This window comes from Pseudomonas sp. PvP009, assembly GCF_017832995.1.
In the GTDB taxonomy this organism is placed as follows: domain Bacteria; phylum Pseudomonadota; class Gammaproteobacteria; order Pseudomonadales; family Pseudomonadaceae; genus Aquipseudomonas; species Aquipseudomonas syringae.
In genome coordinates, this window is sequence record NZ_JAFIBG010000001.1 from 1,255,888 (window position 1) to 1,274,259 (window position 18,372).

Annotated in this window: 21 protein-coding genes; 13 read left to right on the forward strand and 8 right to left on the reverse strand. The window is 57.8% G+C overall.

Annotation, left to right across the window (positions count from 1 at the left end):
- Nucleotides 1-117 precede the first annotated feature (117 nt).
- A complete protein-coding gene (locus JOE29_RS05570; protein ID WP_010421176.1) occupies nt 118-762 on the reverse strand; it encodes a glutathione binding-like protein in 645 nt (214 codons plus the stop codon).
- Nucleotides 763-870: 108 nt separating this feature from the next.
- Entirely contained in the window at nt 871-1,071 is a 201-nt protein-coding gene (locus JOE29_RS05575) for an SEC-C metal-binding domain-containing protein (RefSeq protein ID WP_003314401.1), read from the reverse strand.
- Between the two features lie 158 nt (nt 1,072-1,229).
- Between JOE29_RS05575 and JOE29_RS05580 the strand changes: the two genes are divergently transcribed.
- The 3 genes from JOE29_RS05580 to JOE29_RS05590 all read left to right on the forward strand — a co-directional run bounded on the left by JOE29_RS05580 (nt 1,230) and on the right by JOE29_RS05590 (nt 2,783).
- Nucleotides 1,230-1,886 (forward strand): XRE family transcriptional regulator, encoded by a 657-nt coding sequence (locus JOE29_RS05580; RefSeq protein WP_024683093.1) that lies wholly within the window; start codon nt 1,230-1,232, stop codon nt 1,884-1,886.
- 128 nt (nt 1,887-2,014) lie between these two features.
- Nucleotides 2,015-2,263, forward strand: a complete 249-nt coding sequence (locus JOE29_RS05585; protein ID WP_137983102.1) for a DUF1654 domain-containing protein — start codon at nt 2,015-2,017, stop codon at nt 2,261-2,263.
- Nucleotides 2,264-2,453: 190 nt separating this feature from the next.
- Entirely contained in the window at nt 2,454-2,783 is a 330-nt protein-coding gene (locus JOE29_RS05590; RefSeq protein WP_003314406.1) for a hypothetical protein, read from the forward strand.
- A 9-nt stretch (nt 2,784-2,792) separates the two neighbouring features.
- Here the strand turns inward: JOE29_RS05590 and JOE29_RS05595 are convergent, their stop codons facing one another.
- Nucleotides 2,793-3,284: an LEA type 2 family protein gene (locus JOE29_RS05595; RefSeq protein WP_044312060.1), complete on the reverse strand. Its 492-nt coding sequence runs from the start codon at nt 3,282-3,284 to the stop codon at nt 2,793-2,795.
- Between the two features lie 117 nt (nt 3,285-3,401).
- On the opposite strand from JOE29_RS05595, the gene JOE29_RS05600 reads away from it, so the two are divergent.
- The gene (locus JOE29_RS05600) at nt 3,402-3,953 is read left to right on the forward strand and encodes a hypothetical protein (RefSeq protein WP_003395993.1); all 552 of its coding nucleotides are present in this window, start codon (nt 3,402-3,404) and stop codon (nt 3,951-3,953) included.
- Between the two features lie 111 nt (nt 3,954-4,064).
- Nucleotides 4,065-6,500, forward strand: a complete 2,436-nt coding sequence (locus tag JOE29_RS05605; protein ID WP_210078960.1) for a TonB-dependent receptor — start codon at nt 4,065-4,067, stop codon at nt 6,498-6,500.
- 122 nt (nt 6,501-6,622) lie between these two features.
- Here JOE29_RS05605 and JOE29_RS05610 read toward each other — a convergent pair whose 3' ends face one another.
- Nucleotides 6,623-7,096: a YchJ family protein gene (locus JOE29_RS05610; protein ID WP_004393709.1), complete on the reverse strand. Its 474-nt coding sequence runs from the start codon at nt 7,094-7,096 to the stop codon at nt 6,623-6,625.
- A gap of 3 nt (nt 7,097-7,099) precedes the next feature.
- The gene (locus JOE29_RS05615) at nt 7,100-7,597 is read right to left on the reverse strand and encodes a DUF6231 family protein (protein ID WP_137983100.1); all 498 of its coding nucleotides are present in this window, start codon (nt 7,595-7,597) and stop codon (nt 7,100-7,102) included.
- A 642-nt stretch (nt 7,598-8,239) separates the two neighbouring features.
- Between JOE29_RS05615 and JOE29_RS05620 the strand changes: the two genes are divergently transcribed.
- The 8 genes from JOE29_RS05620 to JOE29_RS05655 all read left to right on the forward strand — a co-directional run bounded on the left by JOE29_RS05620 (nt 8,240) and on the right by JOE29_RS05655 (nt 15,557).
- Nucleotides 8,240-8,917, forward strand: coding sequence for a hypothetical protein (locus JOE29_RS05620; protein WP_003314413.1), 678 nt, complete (start codon nt 8,240-8,242; stop codon nt 8,915-8,917).
- Nucleotides 8,918-8,941: 24 nt separating this feature from the next.
- A complete protein-coding gene (locus JOE29_RS05625; RefSeq protein ID WP_210078962.1) occupies nt 8,942-9,829 on the forward strand; it encodes a 2Fe-2S iron-sulfur cluster-binding protein in 888 nt (295 codons plus the stop codon).
- 14 nt (nt 9,830-9,843) lie between these two features.
- A complete protein-coding gene (locus tag JOE29_RS05630) occupies nt 9,844-11,055 on the forward strand; it encodes an ATP-grasp domain-containing protein (protein ID WP_024665273.1) in 1,212 nt (403 codons plus the stop codon).
- Nucleotides 11,052-12,215: a biotin carboxylase gene (locus JOE29_RS05635; protein ID WP_210078964.1), complete on the forward strand. Its 1,164-nt coding sequence runs from the start codon at nt 11,052-11,054 to the stop codon at nt 12,213-12,215. The genes JOE29_RS05630 and JOE29_RS05635 overlap by 4 nt, the downstream gene beginning before the upstream one ends.
- Nucleotides 12,216-12,230: 15 nt before the next feature.
- On the forward strand, nt 12,231-13,328 hold the full coding sequence (locus JOE29_RS05640; protein ID WP_210078966.1) for an arginine deiminase family protein: 1,098 nt from the start codon (nt 12,231-12,233) through the stop codon (nt 13,326-13,328).
- A 15-nt stretch (nt 13,329-13,343) separates the two neighbouring features.
- A complete protein-coding gene (locus tag JOE29_RS05645; protein WP_004416475.1) occupies nt 13,344-14,291 on the forward strand; it encodes an EamA family transporter in 948 nt (315 codons plus the stop codon).
- A 239-nt stretch (nt 14,292-14,530) separates the two neighbouring features.
- Complete coding sequence (locus JOE29_RS05650; RefSeq protein WP_058444425.1) at nt 14,531-14,806, forward strand: DUF1145 domain-containing protein; 276 nt, start codon at nt 14,531-14,533, stop codon at nt 14,804-14,806.
- Complete coding sequence (locus JOE29_RS05655; RefSeq protein WP_017279540.1) at nt 14,799-15,557, forward strand: hypothetical protein; 759 nt, start codon at nt 14,799-14,801, stop codon at nt 15,555-15,557. Before JOE29_RS05650 ends, JOE29_RS05655 begins: the two co-directional genes overlap by 8 nt.
- A 69-nt stretch (nt 15,558-15,626) precedes the next feature.
- On the opposite strand, the gene JOE29_RS05660 is transcribed toward JOE29_RS05655, so the two are convergent.
- The 3 genes from JOE29_RS05660 to JOE29_RS05670 form a co-directional block, all read right to left on the reverse strand.
- Nucleotides 15,627-16,658, reverse strand: coding sequence for a purine nucleoside permease (locus tag JOE29_RS05660; RefSeq protein ID WP_024683174.1), 1,032 nt, complete (start codon nt 16,656-16,658; stop codon nt 15,627-15,629).
- A gap of 26 nt (nt 16,659-16,684) precedes the next feature.
- Nucleotides 16,685-17,644, reverse strand: a complete 960-nt coding sequence (locus JOE29_RS05665) for a nucleoside-specific channel-forming protein Tsx (protein ID WP_024665270.1) — start codon at nt 17,642-17,644, stop codon at nt 16,685-16,687.
- Between the two features lie 180 nt (nt 17,645-17,824).
- Nucleotides 17,825-18,289, reverse strand: coding sequence for a CopD family protein (locus tag JOE29_RS05670; protein WP_003314423.1), 465 nt, complete (start codon nt 18,287-18,289; stop codon nt 17,825-17,827).
- Between the last annotated feature and the right edge of the window lie 83 nt (nt 18,290-18,372).

Sequence of the window (18,372 nt, forward strand, 5' to 3'; positions counted from 1 at the left end):
CGCCAGCGCGCAAGCGGGAAGGGCGAGTTTATTTCAGGATTTTGCAGAAGTGACCAGACGGCTCTTGTGCCATTGCTCAGCGCAGGCACAAGAGTCGCCATTTGAGTCCAAGGGGACTCAAGGCTTCGACGGGTTGATCTTCTCGACCAGCGCATACGCGCGTTGGGTCGCTTCTCGACCGGCGATGCTGTCGAACCAGCGCTTGAGGTGCGGGAAGTCGTCCAGATTCTGCTGTTGATAGGTGTGCGGCACGATCCATGGGTAGATCGCCATGTCGGCGATGCTGTACTCGTCACCCGCCACAAACTGGCGATCGGCCAGACGCTTGTCCAGTACGCCATACAGTCGCGCGGTTTCGTTGACGTAGCGCTCGATCGCGTAGGGGATCTTTTCCTTGGCGAAACGATTGAAGTGATGATTCTGACCGGCCATCGGACCGAGCCCGCCCATTTGCCAGAACAGCCATTGCGACACTTCCTGGCGACCACGTAGATCCTGCGGGATGAATTGCCCGGTCTTCTCGGCGAGGTACAGCAGAATGGCGCCCGACTCGAACAGGCTCAGCGGTGCGCCGCCGTCAGCAGGCTGGTGATCGACAATGGCCGGGATGCGGTTGTTGGGGGCGATTTTCAGGAATTCGGCTTTGAATTGCTCGTCTTTGCCGATGTTCACCGGAAAGATCGTGTAGGGCAGACCTGCCTCTTCCAGAAACAGCGTGATTTTGTGCCCGTTGGGCGTGGTCCAGTAATGCAGGTCGATCATTGAGCGCTCCATGTGGGTGACCGAAACCCCATGTTTTACCTTGCTCACCTGCCGCCTACAAATGAAAACGGCCTGCAATGCAGGCCGTCGTCCATAATGCTCCGCGCCTTACGCGCCGTGGCATTTCTTGAATTTCTTGTCGCTGCCGCACGGGCAAGGATCGTTACGACCGACATCTTTAAGGGTATTGCGCACCGGTTCCTGGTGAGCGTGACCGCAGTCTGGACCGTGTACATGGCCGTGCTGGTGGTCGTGGTGATCGTGGTCATGGTTGCAATCGGGGCCATGCACATGGGCTTGCTGGTTCATCGGTTTTACTCCGCAATTAAATCTGGCGCGCATTATCCCGCAAATCACGGCCAAGCAGTATCGGCATATTGGGATTCGCACAGCGCCAGTTTTTAAGTATGCTTAGTCTAAGTTGAGCATTTTTCAGTATTCTTTATTACCGTGTGCGGAGCCGCTTCATGACCCGACAGGAACGTATCGCCAGGGCAATCGCCGCCAGCGGCCTGAAGAAAGGTGAGATTGCCGCCCAGTGCGGCGTGGCCAACTCTGCCGTTACCCAATGGATCAGTGGGGAAAGCAAAAGCCTGCGGCCGGAAAATCTTTACGCACTGGCCAGGGCCACGGGCTTTCGTGCCGAATGGCTGGCGATTGGCGAGGGGCCGGAACAGGCGCCTGCCTTCGACGCCAACGTTGCGCTGATCGATCAGCCGAAAATGTCCTTCCGCTATCCGGTGATCAGCTGGGTGTCGGCGGGCTCCTGGGAAGAGGCGGTTCAGCCTTATCCCGACGGCTTTTCCGACCGCTATGAAATCTCCGACTACGACTCCAAGGGGACGGCGTTCTGGCTGGAGGTCAAGGGCGATTCGATGACCGCGCCCACCGGCGTCAGTGTGCCGGAAGGAATGATGATTCTGGTGGACACGGAGGCTGATGTGCAGCCCGGCAAGCTGGTGATCGCCAAGCTACCCGCCAGCAACGAGGCGACGTTCAAGAAGCTGGTCGAGGACGGTGGCACACGCTACCTGAAGCCCCTGAACCCGGCGTACAAAATGATCGAATGCGGTGCCGACTGTCGCATTATCGGCGTAGCGGTGAGGATGACTGGCAAGCTGTAAGCCTAGCGTGACAAGGCTTGCAGGCTTTTTCGCCAAAGATGCTCGGCAGGAAACGTCCTACGAAATGCTTGCGAGGTTCATACAGCTGGAATACTGTATTTATATACAGTTATGCCTCGGAGGCTATCATGGCTGGCAATGATACTGGATCGACAGGCAGGTCTTTCTACGAACAGATCGGCAAGCGCATTCAACGGCTGGTCTCCGCGCCGAATGTTCAAAAGACCCAGTGGGTCATCGTCGCCCGTCGTGATGATGAGCCCGAGGACAGCTGGAACGTGGTGCTGGAGGAAATCGAAGAAACCGAAGGCATCGAGATTGACCGTCAGCCAGACGGTTCGGTAAGGATCGGCTGGCAGCGCTACATCGACAACTGACCTCAAGCCTCTGATGCTCGCCCGGTGGCGCGGCGGGTTGGTGGCATACGTTTGCTTGTGTTTTTAAGCATGCTTAATTTTTCAGGTTTTCTAACGGTGCCTGCGCCGCAGCAATCCGCGGCAGGCCCCCCAGTGTCTGGATTTTTCTGTGTTCGTGAACGGCTGTATTTCTTGAACGGAGTCAGAAGCGATGGATATCTTGAATGGTTTGGCAGACCGAGGCGAATGGCTGGTAGCCGGTCTGGTGGGTGCGATCATTTCTGGCTGGTGGCATAAGGCAGGTCTGCTCGACTGGCGTGCCTGGCTGGTTTTTCTGGTGACCGGCGTGGCCTGTGCAGTATTCCTCACCGGCATCGCCAGTGATTACCTTGGCGTGGCAGATCCGCGCAACACTACGGGGGTTGGGTTTCTGCTGGGATCGTTCGGCGGTGCGCTGATCAGTGCCGTCAACCGGGCATTGTGGGCCGCGGACATCTGGAAGTTTCTTCTGGAGCTGATCAAGGGCAAGCTGGGCGGATAGGCTGAATGATCATCGGCGCTGGATCAGGTCTTCCGGCAGCACATCGCCTGATGTGCCGATGCGCACGTTGTGCCTGAACACGATGCCGGTCTTGAGCTTGCCGTCCAACTGATAATGAACCAGCTCATCAGGCTTTTTCAGCAGTTGAGCGATGTACCGTGCGTAGCGCCAGAGGTTGGTGCGAATCGGCACCACGAAGGTTTTGCGGCTATTACCGTCGACGACAAACCAGTCGCTGAACGTGTCATCGACAAGGACCATGTCATTGAGGGTGATCTTGTACTTCAGGCCACGTACCAGCAAGCTGTCTTCGTTGGGGTTATCGACTTCGAAGTACAGCTTGAAATCCTGCTGTGTCAGCCTCGCCTTGACCACCTGGACCTTCAGCAAATGCACTTCCGGTTCCTGAGTGCGGTCAAAACTCAGGAGCGAGCATCCGCTGAGCCCGGACAGGATCAACGCAAGGCTTATGATTCTTGTAATGTGCGCCTGAAAAAACATGGATGTGCTCCCTTTGACGCCTGAGTCTACCAACTCGACGTTCAACGGCAACGCGCTTATTGCGCTGTCTGACGCTTCGCCATACTTTTACTGACGTGCATATCGGTGTCTTCTTCCATGAATCTCTACGAAATTGTCTTCAGTGCCGAACTGGTCGCCGGAGCACAACCCGAGAAGGTAAGGGCTAACCTTGGCAAGCTGTTCAATGCAGATGCCGAACGTCTGGACCTCCTGTTCTCGGGACGCCGACTGGTTCTGAAAAACAATCTCGACGCAGCAACGGCAGAGAAATATCGCGCCACCCTCGAGCGCGCGGGTGCTCTGGTGCGTGTGCTGGAAATGAATACACCATTGCCCATGGAAGAGGTCGAACTGGCGCCGCCGCCCGACGCACCGAACTGGTTGCGCAAGACCCCGGTCAGTCCGGGGCGTTTGCAGATCAAACCGCGCGACGCCTATATGGCGGCTTTTGTGGACGTCGATGCGCCGGATTACTCGGTCGCAGAAGCGGGCGTCGAGTTGCTGCCCGACAAGCCTCAGCCTGTTGCGCCGCTGCTGGATCTCTCGCGTTTGAGCCTGGCCCCGGTGGGCAGCGACATGGGACAGGTCGAAAAACCCGAGTCGCAGGAGGCGCCCGATACGTCGCACCTGAAGATCATCCCGGAGTGACGCTGCGAGTCTGCTGAATCCTGAAACGGAATTATTTTCAATCAGCCCTGTTACTTTCGAGCGCTCGTCCGGCTAACAGGCATTGAGAAGTATTCCATCAGGAGTTGCCCGATGTCCCGTTCGTTAGACACCCTTCTGCGTCCCAGTCTGTTGGCCGTGGCGATCGCCCTGTGCACGCCTATGACCAGCCCGCTGTCGATGGCGGCGCAGCAGGCCAGCCTGGTTGCCTACGATCTACCCGCAGGCCCGATGGCGACCACGCTGAATCAGATATCCAGCCAGGGTGGTCTGGCATTGAGTCTTGACCCGGCGCTGGTCGCTGGCAAAACCAGCTCGGCGGTGAAAGGCAATTTCGACGCGGCGACGGCCTTGCGCGAGGCCCTGCGTGGCAGCGGCCTGCAACTGGTGCAGAGCAGTGCCGGGACGTACACGCTGATGGCCATGGAACAGAACGCCTTGAACCTGTCGGACGTGAACATCAACGCCAACAGCACGCCCCTCGAAGGTTCGGAGGCAGCAGGTTATCGCAGCGAGAACGTCAGCAGCGTCGGCGCGCTGGGTGGCATGCGGCTGCAGGACACGCCTTATTCCATCAGCGTCACGCCTCAGGCACTGCTAAAAAACATCCAGGCGACCTCGCTGGACGATGTCATCAAGCACAACCCGTTCACCCAGATGTACTCGCCGACCAGTGCCGGTTATGCCAGTGCCGTCAATATTCGTGGTTTCAGCAGCGCGGGCAGCCTGAACATCGCCAATGATGGCCTGCGGTTCACCAACGGTGCCGACGGTAGCAACTACATGGAAGAGATGGAGCAACTGGAAGTCATCACCGGTCTGACCGGCTTCTTGTATGGTCCAGCCTCGCCGGGCGGGCTGGTCAACTACGTGCTCAAGCGCCCGACCTATCAACGCTACAACAGCGTCACCCTGGGCAATGCCGGGGGTGAGAATTACTACCTGCATGGTGACTTCGGCGGGCCTATCGACAGCGAGGGCAAGTTCGCCTATCGCCTTAACGTGCTGACCCAGGATGGTGAAACGGCCGTCGATCTGAACAAGCGTCGTCGCGAGATGATTTCCCTGGCACTGGACTGGAACGTGTCCGACGACCTGCTGGTACAGTTCGACGCCTCGCACAAGAAGACCGAAATTCGAGGCCTGACCAGTTACTGGTATTTCGGTGACCAGTCCCTGCGCCCCAGCGCGGCATCGCTGGACAACGACAAGCTCTACAGCCAGAAGTGGTCGTTTTCTGATTACGAGTCCGACAAGGCCGGTGTGCGCGCCAAGTGGCGTTTGAACGACACCTTCACCTTGCGCGCGGCCTTCGCGGCCCAGCAGTACACCTCGGAGAACACCTACACCGGGCCGACGGTCTACAGCGCGGGCCTTTACTCGCAGCCGCTGTATGCCTTCGCTCCGATTGAAACCGAAGAAAAGACCGGCTCGCTGTTCCTCGATGCGGCGTTCGATACCGGCTTCATCGGTCACAAGGTCACCGTGGGCTATCAGGGCAATACCTCGCGCCAGAAGCAGTACGAGGATCACATTCCGTACACGCCCGATCAGCCGGGCCCGCAATACACCTCGCCGGTGGGCACGATACCGCTGGACCAGACGCCTCAGGTTGGCAAGCCTGCGTACTCCATCGGGCATGGCGACCAGCGCCTGGCCAACAGCTCGGAAAGCAACAACGTCCTGATCGGTGACGTCATCACCTTCAACGAGCAGTGGTCGGCGATCCTGGGTGTGACCAACACGCAGATCAAAACCTACGCCAACGAGTTCGTCTACGCCAAGGCGTTCGGTTCCGCCGAAGCCGAGACCACCTACAACGAGAGCAAGACTTCGCCGAACATCTCGCTGGTCTATAAACCGCTGCCGTGGCTGACCACCTACGCCACGTATATAGAAGGCCTGCAATCGGGCGGCGTCGCGCCTAGCGGGACCGCCAATGCCGGCCAGGCGTTTGCGCCTGAAATCAGTGAGCAATACGAAATCGGTGCCAAGGCGACGCTGGGTGAAACCCTGCTGACCCTGGCGCTGTTCAACATCGAGAAGCCCAACGGTTACACCACTGCCTCCAACATCTACGTTGTGGACGGACGTCAGGAGAACAACGGCCTGGAATTCAGCGTCACCGGCAAGGTCATCCCGGAACTGACCGTAGTTGGCGGCTTTACCTTGCTCGACCCGAAAATCAAGAAAACCGGCGTCGCAGCGGATGAAGGCAACGTCCCGACCAACGTCGCCAAGCAACTGGCCAAGGTTTATGCCGAATACGACATCAACCCTATACCAGGCCTGGCCATGACCGGCGGGGCGTTCTACACCGGCAAGCAATACACCGATCAAAGCAACGAAAACGACCTGCCGTCCTTCACCACCTTCGACGCCGGAGCCCGCTACCGCCTGCGCCTTGCAGAAAACGACCTGACCCTGCGCGTCAACGTCAGCAACCTGACCAACAAGGAATACTGGCTCAACAGCAGCTACCTGGGCGACCCACGCACCGTCGCGTTCTCGGCACAATTGGAGTTTTAAGGCGAGCCCAATCCACCTGATAACGCAGACCGCCGTGTGACGCAGAGCGTCACGAACTGAATTCCCACGCGGGAACGATAGTCAACCGCGGAGTTCTCGACGTTCAAGCAAAGAGCCGCAACTCAGTCCACATAAGCCGAGCAGCACTTCTTGAACTTCTGCTCACTGCCACACGGACACGCATCATTACGCCCAGCCTTCAACGGCACGGTTGAATCGATAAAATACCAGCGCCCCTGATTCTGCACGAACGACGAACGCTCCTTATGACTGTGCTCACCATTGCCATCATGCCAGCGAGCGGTAAAAGTCACGAACGCATGCTCCGGCTTGCCGCCGAACACCTCCGAGCCTTCTACCTCCAGCCCCAACCAAGTGCTCTGCGCACTCCACTGAGCGATAGCCTCACGGTCCAGCCCGCCTTGCTGCACCGGCAGAGTGGTCTGGACCAGATAATCAGTCAGCCCCAGCACATAAGCGCTATAACGCGAGCGCATCAGCTTTTCCGCGCCTGGCGCAGGCTGACCTGCGTGATAGCGACCGCAGCAGGCCAGCAACAGATCGCCGCTGCCGCAGGGGCAAATGGCACTACTCATAGGTCACCACCAATACTTTCCAAAATTCTCCGGGTTAGCCCAGTACTTCGCGTTCAGCCAGTCGGGCACCTGTTTGTACTCACGCAAGTCGTACGTAAACAGGTTCAGCACCTGCTCGTCGCGGGCGAAGCGCTCGCTGGACTGTAGCGCCAGCGAGAAAAAATCCGTCTCCTGCCAACCGCAGGCCTGCAAGTCGGCGAGCACCGCGATGCGGCTGGCGTTGAGGTTGCGGATGCCACCCAACAATTCCAGGCCGGTGCGCTTGGGGATGTGTTCGAGACAATCGACCACCAGCGCCAGATCGAAACGTTGCGCCGCCAGATGGGCAGGCAGCGCAGCGGGTTCGGCCAGCGCGACCTCTGTCTGCGGGTGGGCCTCCTGAAAGGCTTGCAACGCCGGAAACGCCTGAGCGCCGATCAACAGCAGGCGCTGCGGCGCATAGCGATCGAGCAGGGCAGCCAGCGCTTGTTGGGGCGTACGGTTCGAGTAGCCGACGGTCATTGAAAGTCCTCTGGTTAGCTGACAAGACTAGCCTGCCCGGCGAGGTCTGGAAAGCGTCGTTCACGGGCTTTCAGGTGCAGCGACCGGGTTATTAAGTCATTTGGCAGATACTTAGATTATAAAGTTACTTGCAAGCTGTTTTCAGACGCATTAGGATCCGCAACACAAATTGGATCCCAAGAGTGGCTGCATGGACGCGACGTATAAACACCTACTATGTAACTCACTTGTATTCTCTGCGATGCCTTGATAAAGGCGTGGTATGTGCTGTGTGTCCAGCGGACACGCAGAATATTCTGGCCATGGGCTATTAGACGTACAACGTTCATTATTATGGACCGTCTTTCTGTGCGCCTTGAATACGTAAAGCGATGATATTGCCCGGGCCATTCGGGTGCGTGTCAGTGACGGCTGTTAAAAAACACCGGCTGTTTAGCTGCCGCCTCTGGCAATAGGCAAGGTCACTTGTTTGACGTCATTTTTTATTTTACGCAATCGTTGTATGACCTATCGATCAGCTTTCGCTCGCGGTTCTGGCCGTCGGTCATTTGTTTTGTTGTGATACGGATAACACGATTCAGCAGGGCGCTGAATATTAAATATCATTAAGCCATTAATGATTAACATGGAGAGAAGCAACCGATGATATCCACCGCTGAGATGCTAAAGACGCTTGAAAGCACTGTTGATACCTGCCTGGAAGCAGAATTCAAAAAAGACACCGTCATGGGCGAGTTCCATAAAGGCGACTGGTTCAATGAGTCTTACTACAAGCGTCATATTCTGGAGTGCGTGATCCGCATTCACATGAACAACGAACTGGACGCACGTGCTGTACAGGTTGCGGCAGTCGACAACATTTCCGCCGCCAAACAATTGTCTTACTATTTGTATGATGAGTTCGGCCACGACGAAATGTTCGGTCAGGACCTCATCACGTACGGCTATTCTCCTTCCGACGTTCAGGCGCAGTTCGCCTTCCCGGAAACCTGGAAACTCATGGGTTACCTGAACTTTTGCGTCAGCAAGTTCGGTCCTTTGTCCTCGATCACCTGGGACTGGTTCCTCGAATACTACGGCGACAAATACAGCTCGTTCATCACCCAGAAGGCCAGTGCCAGCATGGGCCAGCCAGCGGTCAGCGGAGCGGCTTCTCACGTGGCTTTCGACGAAGCCGAGGACCACAGCGGCATGATGAACAACATGCTGGCGTCGGTTATCAAGGACGAGAAGGATCTGCAAAAGGCTGTCGTTCATATCAAGGCATTCATACCGATGGTCGGTGAGTACTTCCAGGCCCTGCGTGCAGCAACGCTTTAATACACCTTACTCAAGGTCGGTGTAATGGCAATCTACAGTGTGCGTATTGGAGACCAGACTTACACCGCCGAGAGTCAGCAACCCCTTACCGATGCCCTTCCTCATGAAGCGTTGGTAAGGGGGTGTCTCAAAGGGGTGTGCAGAGTGTGCAAGTGCACACTTGTTTCGGGGCGCGTTCTGGAACAGGGAAAAGTCGTTGCCTTGAATGAAGCCTTTCTGCCATGCGTCAGTCGTGCTGAAACGGATATTGATATCCGTGTTGCGATCAGCACCTTTCATAAGGCCAGGCTGAAAAGCAAACGGATGCTGTCCGGGCAAATAATGGAAGTCGTGCTTGAGGTCAAAAAGGTTTTCTATAACGCCAAGTCGGTCATCAGTTTGAAATATCCCGAGGGTTCAGCGGTGCGCAGTTATTCTGTGGTGACCTTGGGTGGCAAGGATTACGACAGCCTGACCTGCCATGTGAAATTGCGTGAGGGTGGCCTGTTCTCGGGGTTATTGTTGCAGTGGTCAGTGGGCGAACCGCTGGAATATTCAATTGCAAGCCCTGCCTTGCCGGTCTATGAACAGTCCCTGAGTCGTTTGAATGTTGTGAGTGGTGGAAGTGGAATGGGCGCGGCATTGAGTCGTGCGCAGGAACTGGTAGCGAAGTACGGTATTCGTGAAGTTGCCATTTACGCCGTCAATCGTGCAGGCCTCAGCGATTATCACGCAGGGTGTATAGAGATGTTCCGCAAAACGGTTGAATGCGACGTTCACGTGACCAACTTTCCTTTTTCCGAATGGACCCACCCTGACTTCGCCATTGGCGAACACTTGATGCACGACACGCTCACCATCGGCGTCGGGTCGGATGGGGTGATCGGCAAGTTAAAGAACCTTCCCTTGTGTGAACTTGAAAGTTTTGGATAGTCGGAGACTGAGCCATGTCCATCGTTGTCATTGATCCTGTTTCATCCGGTATTAACTATATCAATGCGGCGCAGCAGCTGGGCGTCGGTGTCTATGTGTTTTCCTGTGACGGTGGCGAGCAGGAGCTCAACGCTGAGTTGCGGGCCAAGGTACGTCAGGTCATCAAAATCGACACCGGTGATTTTGAGGCACAGCTGAAGAAAATCAATGAGTTGGGAGACGTCCGCGCCGTTCTTCCCGGTGTGGAGTACGCCGTGCCCATGGCCGCGCGCCTGGGGGCAGCGTCAGGCACAACGCATCTGCACGACAGTGCAGTAGAGAAAGTGCGCAACAAATTCAATTTCCGCAGCCGGCTGACTGAGGCGGGGCTGAGCACGATCGGCTTTTTCCTTCTGGATGCCCACGCGCCGGTAGCTGTGCCGGAGGGCTTCAGCTTTCCGGCGGTGGTCAAGCCGATCGATATGGCGGGCAGTATCGGTGTGCGCAAGCTCTACAACCATCAAGAGTTGATCGAAGCGGTGGAGACATTTCGTCAATCACTGCCCGACGACATCGGCTTTACTGCCAGTGGCCAGCTGATTGTCGAAGCGTACATTCCCGGCACTGAATACAGTGTCGAAGGCATCGTGCGCAGCGATGGCAGCGTCACCCTTGCGTCCATCACGGAGAAACTGCTCGGCTCGGAGCCGTACTTTGTCGAAGTCGGTCACATCGTGGGCCAAGGCTATGAAGAAGGATTTCGCAGGGTACTGACCGACTATTCGCTGGCGGTGCTTGAGGCCATAAAGCTGAACGTCGGGCCGTTCCACCTGGAGTTGCGTGTAACGCCACAAGGTCAGCCGGTAGCGGTTGAACTGGCGGCCCGTCTTCCAGGCGACAATATCGTCGAGTTGATCAGGCGTGCCAGCGGCATTGATCTTGCCAAAGAGACACTGTGTGAGTACCTGGACATCGACAGTCGGGCCGTGCCACGTGCGAACGGCGTCAGTGCCATCGCCTTCATCCCCCGAGGCGACAAGAGCGAATTTACCGAGCTGCAAGGGCTCTCCGACATTTTCGACAGTCCGTATTACCTTTCGCATCAGGTCTATTACCGATCCGGCGACGCTCTTGGCTCGGATCAGGACTGGACCTCAAGAATCGGCTACGTCATGTTCGGCGGTACCGACGAGGCGCTTGTAAGAAGCCTAGTCGGGCGGGTACACACAGAGGTTGGAATCGTATGAAGCATGTCCTGATCATCAACCGCTATGACGACGAGCTTTCGGACTACCGCAAATACATCGATCACTCGCAGGTCGATGTCTCCTACATATCACTGGCAGGGCACTCGCGGCTGATTGATCCGCAGGTCAGCGCCAATGTGGTCGAAGTCAGCGCACTGGACGCCGATCTGATACTTCAGGAAGCGCGGGCCATTCATCGTCGTCAGCCTGTCGATTTCGTGATCGCCTTTTCGGAATACGATCTGGACGCCGCTGCGCTGGTGCGTACCGAATTCAACATACCCGGCGCCAAGGTCGCCGATAACCTGCTGTGCCGTAACAAGGCGAGCATGAAGGAAGCATTGACCGGTTCTTCGGTTCGTTATCCTCAGTATCGGAATGTAGCGTCGCGTGGCGGCGTCGAAGCCTTCTGTCATGAGCACGGCTTTCCGGTCATCCTCAAGCCCCAGGTTGGCGCAGCCTCGGACGGCGTGGTGAAGATCGAGCGCCTGGAAGATATACCCGACCTGCCGGATTTCAATGGCTACGAAGTCGAAGAGTACATAGAAGGCGATATCTATCATGTCGACGCGATACTGGCGGCTGACAGCATGCCGTACTTCAAGGTGTCGAAGTACCTGAACACCTGCCTGGACTTTCGCAATGGCCTGCCGCTCGGCTCGGTCACGGTCGATGACCGGGCATTCATCGCGCGAGCGCGTGCGTTCACCGAAGAAGTCTGCCTGCGCCTCAACCTGCACAACCAGGCCATTCACCTGGAGATCATCGAACGTCGTGGCGAGCTCGTATTTCTGGAGATCGGCGGTCGAGTCGGCGGCGGTGAGATTCCGTTTGTCGCGTTGCGCAGCGAGGGGATCGACCTGTATGAGCTCTGGACCCGCGCCGCGCTGGAAGTGGCTATCGCTCCGGTAGACACCCGAATCACCGGTTTTCTGATGATGCCCAATCCGTTCCCCGGCGGGTTCACCTTCGATCCGTTGATGGAGCTCTCCCATCCGCTGCTGACCTATAGCAGCGTGCAGTCCCAGGGCGATTCAAATGCGTTCAGCTACGAGGATATCCCCGCCAGACTGCACTTCGCCGCCGACAGCCAGGCTGCGATAGAGCAGGCCATTGTGCAGTGCATGAATATTTTGCAGACGTCGATTCGCGCAACCTGATTTCTGGAACCCTGAATGAAAGTGCTCCTGCAGCTTCCCTCTGTCGTGCAGCCTGTTTCCATGTCGATATTCATGGAATCACAGCGCCCGTATTCGCTTCGGCAGGCAGATGCCGATGTCATGGCTCTGGCCAGCTCTTTCAATGCAGCGGGTTTCCCGACCGTTTTCCTGTCCGATGCGCTGTTCAGCGAAGACGGTCCACATGTGGCCATCGAGGATATGCGGCAGTTGGCAAGGCGGGCGTTGCGCTTTGCCGATAATGTCGAACACGGGCGCCAGCAGCTTGCTCACCAGCAAGTGCTCCGCTGCAGTCGGCAGGAGTTGGCCGAGATCATCATCAACCAGCCCGAGCTAAGGCTGCATTACGATGACGAGTTGGGCCGGATCAGTCCGGACGCTACCTACGAGAGCTACCGTATTCAACCGCTGTACGGGCTTCTGTTTCCGCGGGACCACTTCATGAACGTCGGCGGGCAGCCGGTTTTCGGGCGGCTGAAGCGTCAGGACAGGGCGCGCGAGGTTGACGTGGTGAAGCAGGTGGTCGCTGCCCATGGTCACGTTCCTGTCGAACTCGATCAGGTGCTCGAGGGCGGTGATTATCTGGAAAACGAACACATATCCTTGATCAACACCGGCTTTCGCACCGAGGCCCCGGTGCTCGAGTTCTTGCTGGCTTCAAGCTTGCTCAAGGGCGAGGTTGTGCTGGCGGTGCAGGACATATGGCGTAATCCCGAACAGTTTCACCTGGATCACTACGCCTGCCTGCTGCGTGACACTCTGCTGATCGACGCGAAAAGAGCGGACGCAGCCGACCGCTCCCTGGTCAGCGTTTATCGGCGCGTGTCATCGGGCTGGCAATTGACTGACAAGGACCTGACGTTTCGCCAGGCAGCACAGGTAGCGGGTATCGGGCTGATACCGCTGGACGACGAAATGATGGCGGCATGGTGCGCAAATGCATTTTCATTGGGCAACCATGTCTGGATCGATCAAAACGCACCCGTGCGCCTGCTTGATCAGTTGGCTGAGCTTGACTGTCATGTTCGTTTGATCGCCTTTACAGAGCATCAAAAGCAGTTCGGCGGCATTCATTGCGCGACTCAACTCCTATAACTTCGAGGGACCGTCATGAAGGTGGGTAATAAGGCGTTTTTGCCTGTTCTGGCACTGATCATAAGTACCATCGGTGTGGCCTCCGCCATTGCGTTTGTCAAGCTCAGTGAAGTGGATGCCACGTCTACCCTGATGCTGCGAATGTTCATGGCGGGCGGTATGGCCTCTGCGCTGGCCGCCTGGCCAGCAGGTAAAAACACTGAGACCGGGGCTGTCGGTACGGCGCGCAGCCGGCGGGCGATGCTCTGGCTGCTGGTGCTGTCGGGCGTGGTGTCGTGTGTGGATCTGCTGTCCAATCACTGGGCGGTCAAGCTGACCAGCATGGCCAACACGTCGGTCCTGATGAACCTGTCCCCGGTGTTTGTGGCGCTGCTGTCCTATCTGTTCATGAAGGAAAAAATCGGCGTCTATCAAGTGTTGGCGCTGGCCCTGAGTATCGGCGGGGCTTGTCTGCTGGTGTTTGACGGCAGTGCCAGCGTGGCGTTTTCCAGCCAGAGCGTGACTGGCGACCTGCTGGCCCTGAACTCCGCGCTTTTCTATGCGATCTACCTGATCCTGATCAAGTCGCTGCGCGACTGCTTCACGTCTCGCAAGATCATTATCTGGAATAGCTTTACCTGTGCAGTGCTGTTACTGCCCATCGCTTTGCTCACCAGTGCGAAGATTCTGCCGGACACCGTGCAGGGCTGGGTGGTCATTGCGTTGCTCGCGCTGATCAGCCAGCTTCTGGGCCATGGCCTGATGGCGTATGCACTCAGACACGTCGATGTCGTACTGGCCTCTGTTTCGGCACTGGCCCGTCCGGTGGTGGCGATTCTGATCGGGTTCTTCTTTTTCGATGAGCAGCTCACGTTGGTTCAATGGCTTGGCGTTGCTGCGGTATTGGTGGGTGTCTGGTGGTACAAGCGTCCGGTGCCAGTGGTACGTCCAGTCGTCCAGGCCAAGACTCCCAGCGAGGCCTGACAGGATACACACCAGAGGTCCTGTAAAAAGTCCTGCACCCTTGTGACAGGGCTTTCTGGTGTCCGCTAACCTTGATTGCGGCATTGCCGCACACAATAATTGTCCAGCGTCGAGATCATTCCGGATCTTTCTCAATACACCGCTGGCATATTCGGCGTACAGCACGTCTACTGTGCGGCGACGAAAAGCATGCGAAGACTGCAATTTCGTAACGGATCATGACAAGGGGTGGGCGGGCAATGAAGGTGTTTTGGGGGCTGGGGAAGATATTGATGCTGGGCTTTTGGCTGGTGGTGCTGGTCAACGCGGCGATTGAGGCGCCCAGCCCGTTTGGCGTGATGATCGACATGGCCGGCGCGGTGCTGTTGTTGACTCATTTGCTGGAGCTGATTCTGTTCAACGGCAGCCTGCGCGGTCGCCGGCATCCGTGGAGCGACCGGGGCAAAATCATCCTGTTTGGCATCTTTCATGTTCAATCCATCGGCCGTTCGGTCAGGGGGCACACTCATGCGTAAGCTCGTTCTGCTGGCGGCGTTGTTCAGCCCTCTGGCCATGGCTCAGGCAATTATCGTCGCTCCACACTCGCTGATGCGTCTGCCTGGCAACAGCAGCGTTCTGCAGGTCGAGCGCCTTGAAGTGTCCGACTACGGCACTCTGCTGATTCCGGCCGGTATCGATGATGTGAAGATTGGCGAGCTGGTACTGGGGCACGAAGCGCGAATTGCCATCGTCCCTGGTGTGCAGTCGTTCAACATGGTCGTGCTGCACGGTGAGTTCGGCACCGGCAGCCAGATCACCGCACGGGGTGCGCCGGGTACTTTCGAGAAGCCGGCACGGCCAGGGCGCAACCTGACCCTGCGCCTGCAGAGCCTGGATGCCGAAGAACTGTCGATTGACGCCCGCGGTGGCGCAGGCAGCCCAGGCTATGCCGGGCTGGATGGCGGCTCGGGCGAAGCCCCGGGCTGTACCTGGGGCCAGGCCGGGCGTGGTTATAACGGCGACAGCGGCGGCAATGGCCATGATGGCGCTGCGGGCGCGCAGGTTCGTCTTGAACTGCCACAGAGCTATCCGGCCGAACGCATCAAGGTGAATGTCGCGGGCGGCGCGGCGGGCAAAGGTGGCGAAGGCGGCAAGGCAGGGAAGGGCGGTGCGTCGAAAGGCTGTGTTGTCTACCGCGCTGAAGGCGGCAAGTCTGGCAGACAGGGTGAGCCAGGTCTGCCAGGTGCTCCGGGACCGGAAGGCGCGTTGATCCTGCAACGTCTGTAGTCTGCGAGAGCCTGTCCGGATCAGGTGCAAGGCCATGATCCGGACAGGCGCGACCCGCTTCATATCACATTATTGCGGTACGCCTTTTTCCCAATTCTTCCAGTCGCCGACAATCGCCTGCACCAGCGGGTTGCCTGTGCGGTAGAGGTTTTCCAGCGCCGGGACGAAGGCACCCTGATCGGCATACTTGAGCAAGTTGTCCACCTCGCTGTAACCCGGATACGGACGATCGAAGTCAGAGCCCGCGCGGACGACAGCCAAGCGATTGACATCGACCTTGCCTGCCTTGCTCGCTCGCAGCAGAGCCTCGTAGGTGGAGTTATCCTCTTGCTGGGTGGTGCAATACTCGCCCTTACCGTCGGTCAGCAGCTTGGTCCAGACTTCCGCACGCTCGCTCAGACGCGTCCCGGAAAACCAGGTATTACCTGCCAGCGTGTCGCACTGCGTGACCTGCGGCGGCTGGTTGGCAGGCGCATAAGGGTATTTGACGCGCCAGGCCGCGGATTCCTTGCTTTCGCTGAGTGTCACCTTGTGCGACAGGGCAAACGCCTTGGCCTGCAGCTTGGGGTTGAGCTCGAAGACTTCTGTCTTGTAATCCAGCGGCGGCTTCTCGTTCGGGCCCTTGGTGTTGATGCCCAGATAACCGGTCGGCCATTCCTTGGGCACATCGCGGGAGTCGATTTCCCACTGCGTGCCGAACTCCACCAGATAATGCGCCCAGGCAGTGGTGCCGAGTGTGCCGCGGTGCGGGTTGATGCCGGCAATGCCCGCGACAATGAAGTAAGTCTTGCGCAGGTCGAATTGCGGCGACAGGGCCAGTGCCAGGGTCGATGCCGCAGCGTTGGTCTGGCCCATGCCTGTGACCAGCAGGCAGACGTCCTGGTCATTGCAGCGGATGGCCGGGTACTCGGCGGCAAGGCCAGGCACCTGGATTTCCTTGGTCAGATGCAGCCGGTCGATCCAGTTCTGTGCCTCGGGCGCAAACATGGCGATCAGCATGACCTTGGGCGTGAGCGGTGCCACCGGCGCGGTAGCCGCCCAGACAGCAGGGCTGAGCAGCGCCAGCGTGGCGCACAGTGTGTTGCGAGTGGTGTGTTTCATGAAAACTCCTGTCGTCATAATAAGGTTCAGAATTGGTAACCCACGCCTGCGTAGTAGCCCCAGCCATCAGAGCGCGCGCGGAAGTTGCCATCGCCGAAGTTCAGCTCGCTGCCGTCCTGCCAGTTGCCGCCATTGTGGAAGTAGCGGCCAACCAGGGTGAAGCGCAGATGCGTGAAGGCGTAAAGCAGCACATTGGTGGCGACCGTGGAGTTGCCGGTGCGTGCCGGATCGTTCTTGAGGTCCGAGCCGAAATCGAAGTTGGTGAAGCCGATGTAGGTCAGCGAGGCGCCGTTGTCGAAGGTGCTGATCGGTACGATGTATTTGAGCTGGGCACGATAGCCGTCCCACGAATATTCGTTGCTGGCACCGTAGTTCTCCCACTGGTAGCGGCCATAGAAGTTGGCCGACAGATTGACCCGCGAGTGGGTATCGATGTCAGTGCCCAGGCCGCTGTACAAGGTGTTGGCCCGGTTCGCCGTATTGCTGCCGTGGTCATAGATCCAGTCGAAGGCGACGTACCATTCTTTGAATGGGCCGATGGCCAGACTGCGTCCGGCAAGGTAGTCGATCGAGACGCGTGGCTCGTGTTCCATGAACAGCGGCGAGCCATGGTCCCAGACACCTTTGTCATTATCATTGCCGATGCCGAGGATCTTCGGTACGTCGACATAGCCGTACAGCTCGAACGGCCCTTTGCGGCCGAAGTATTCGTACTCCAGGTAGATGTCATCGTTGGGCTTGGGGCCGAAGCTGATGTCCTTGCTGCCGATCAGCGTCAGGTCCTGATTGAGCCAGTCTGAAAAATACGCGCCTTTACCTTCCTTGGGCGAGGCGGGCGGGCTGAGTGCTTCGCCTTGCGCCGAGTCTTCGGCCGCGGCGGGCTGTGCCAGGACGCTGGTACAGGGCAGCGCCGCGGCGGCGGCGAACAGCAGTGGCATAAGGAATCTTGAGGGCGTTGCAGGTCGAGTGAATGGCGGCTGTGGCATTGAAGCTCCTTTTCGTGGGCGCGTACTGCTGATCGCAAGCGTTTGCACAGCCCATGCCAAACTGTTTCAAGATGTTGAATGCCTTGGATATCATGTGCAGAAGATGACCGATCGGGCAGGAAAATGCCCGCAAGCTGTGCGCGGTGTCACCGCCAGTGCCCCGTGATGTTCCGTTTTGCCTCAAAGGCCCGGACGAGCAGCGGCGAGCATGACCACGGCCAGACCGATAATCAGGTTGATGCCGACCAGGCGGCGGATATTGCCCAATGCCGCCGCGCCCTCGGCCCACTGCTCGGCTTCCACGGCACGACGCAGCTCCGGCAGTTGCAATGACTGGATACGCAAAAACAGCGCAACCATGACGACGTACAGGCCCATCATGATTTGCACATAACGCGGCGCGGTTTCAAAGCCGGTGAAGTTGAGCTGAATCATGCCGATGCCGGTTATCGGCAGCAGCACCACCGCAGCCCAGACCCAGGCGAAGAAGCGCGGAAACACCTGGACCCACACTTTCAGGCGAGAAGGGCCTTCAAGTGCTGCAATGACTGCTGGGCGCAACACCATCCAGGCGAAAAACATGCCGCCAACCCACACCAGGGCAGCCAGCAGATGCAATGTATAGACAGTAGAAAAAGCGGTCATCGGACACTCCGTTCTGCGCGGATGGATTTAGCGCGCTATGATAGCGCCCACTCAGAACTACTGAAAATTTATCCAGCCTTTTT

Bases quoted from the DNA above. Each gene is read 5' to 3' on its own strand.
- JOE29_RS05570 (WP_010421176.1), bottom strand. From the start codon at position 762: ATGATCGACCTGCATTACTGGACCACGCCCAACGGGCACAAAATCACG.
- JOE29_RS05575 (WP_003314401.1), bottom strand. From the start codon at position 1,071: ATGAACCAGCAAGCCCATGTGCATGGCCCCGATTGCAACCATGACCAC.
- JOE29_RS05580 (WP_024683093.1), top strand. From the start codon at position 1,230: ATGACCCGACAGGAACGTATCGCCAGGGCAATCGCCGCCAGCGGCCTG.
- JOE29_RS05585 (WP_137983102.1), top strand. From the start codon at position 2,015: ATGGCTGGCAATGATACTGGATCGACAGGCAGGTCTTTCTACGAACAG.
- JOE29_RS05590 (WP_003314406.1), top strand. From the start codon at position 2,454: ATGGATATCTTGAATGGTTTGGCAGACCGAGGCGAATGGCTGGTAGCC.
- JOE29_RS05595 (WP_044312060.1), bottom strand. From the start codon at position 3,284: ATGTTTTTTCAGGCGCACATTACAAGAATCATAAGCCTTGCGTTGATC.
- JOE29_RS05600 (WP_003395993.1), top strand. From the start codon at position 3,402: ATGAATCTCTACGAAATTGTCTTCAGTGCCGAACTGGTCGCCGGAGCA.
- JOE29_RS05605 (WP_210078960.1), top strand. From the start codon at position 4,065: ATGTCCCGTTCGTTAGACACCCTTCTGCGTCCCAGTCTGTTGGCCGTG.
- JOE29_RS05610 (WP_004393709.1), bottom strand. From the start codon at position 7,096: ATGAGTAGTGCCATTTGCCCCTGCGGCAGCGGCGATCTGTTGCTGGCC.
- JOE29_RS05615 (WP_137983100.1), bottom strand. From the start codon at position 7,597: ATGACCGTCGGCTACTCGAACCGTACGCCCCAACAAGCGCTGGCTGCC.
- JOE29_RS05620 (WP_003314413.1), top strand. From the start codon at position 8,240: ATGATATCCACCGCTGAGATGCTAAAGACGCTTGAAAGCACTGTTGAT.
- JOE29_RS05625 (WP_210078962.1), top strand. From the start codon at position 8,942: ATGGCAATCTACAGTGTGCGTATTGGAGACCAGACTTACACCGCCGAG.
- JOE29_RS05630 (WP_024665273.1), top strand. From the start codon at position 9,844: ATGTCCATCGTTGTCATTGATCCTGTTTCATCCGGTATTAACTATATC.
- JOE29_RS05635 (WP_210078964.1), top strand. From the start codon at position 11,052: ATGAAGCATGTCCTGATCATCAACCGCTATGACGACGAGCTTTCGGAC.
- JOE29_RS05640 (WP_210078966.1), top strand. From the start codon at position 12,231: ATGAAAGTGCTCCTGCAGCTTCCCTCTGTCGTGCAGCCTGTTTCCATG.
- JOE29_RS05645 (WP_004416475.1), top strand. From the start codon at position 13,344: ATGAAGGTGGGTAATAAGGCGTTTTTGCCTGTTCTGGCACTGATCATA.
- JOE29_RS05650 (WP_058444425.1), top strand. From the start codon at position 14,531: ATGAAGGTGTTTTGGGGGCTGGGGAAGATATTGATGCTGGGCTTTTGG.
- JOE29_RS05655 (WP_017279540.1), top strand. From the start codon at position 14,799: ATGCGTAAGCTCGTTCTGCTGGCGGCGTTGTTCAGCCCTCTGGCCATG.
- JOE29_RS05660 (WP_024683174.1), bottom strand. From the start codon at position 16,658: ATGAAACACACCACTCGCAACACACTGTGCGCCACGCTGGCGCTGCTC.
- JOE29_RS05665 (WP_024665270.1), bottom strand. From the start codon at position 17,644: ATGCCACAGCCGCCATTCACTCGACCTGCAACGCCCTCAAGATTCCTT.
- JOE29_RS05670 (WP_003314423.1), bottom strand. From the start codon at position 18,289: ATGACCGCTTTTTCTACTGTCTATACATTGCATCTGCTGGCTGCCCTG.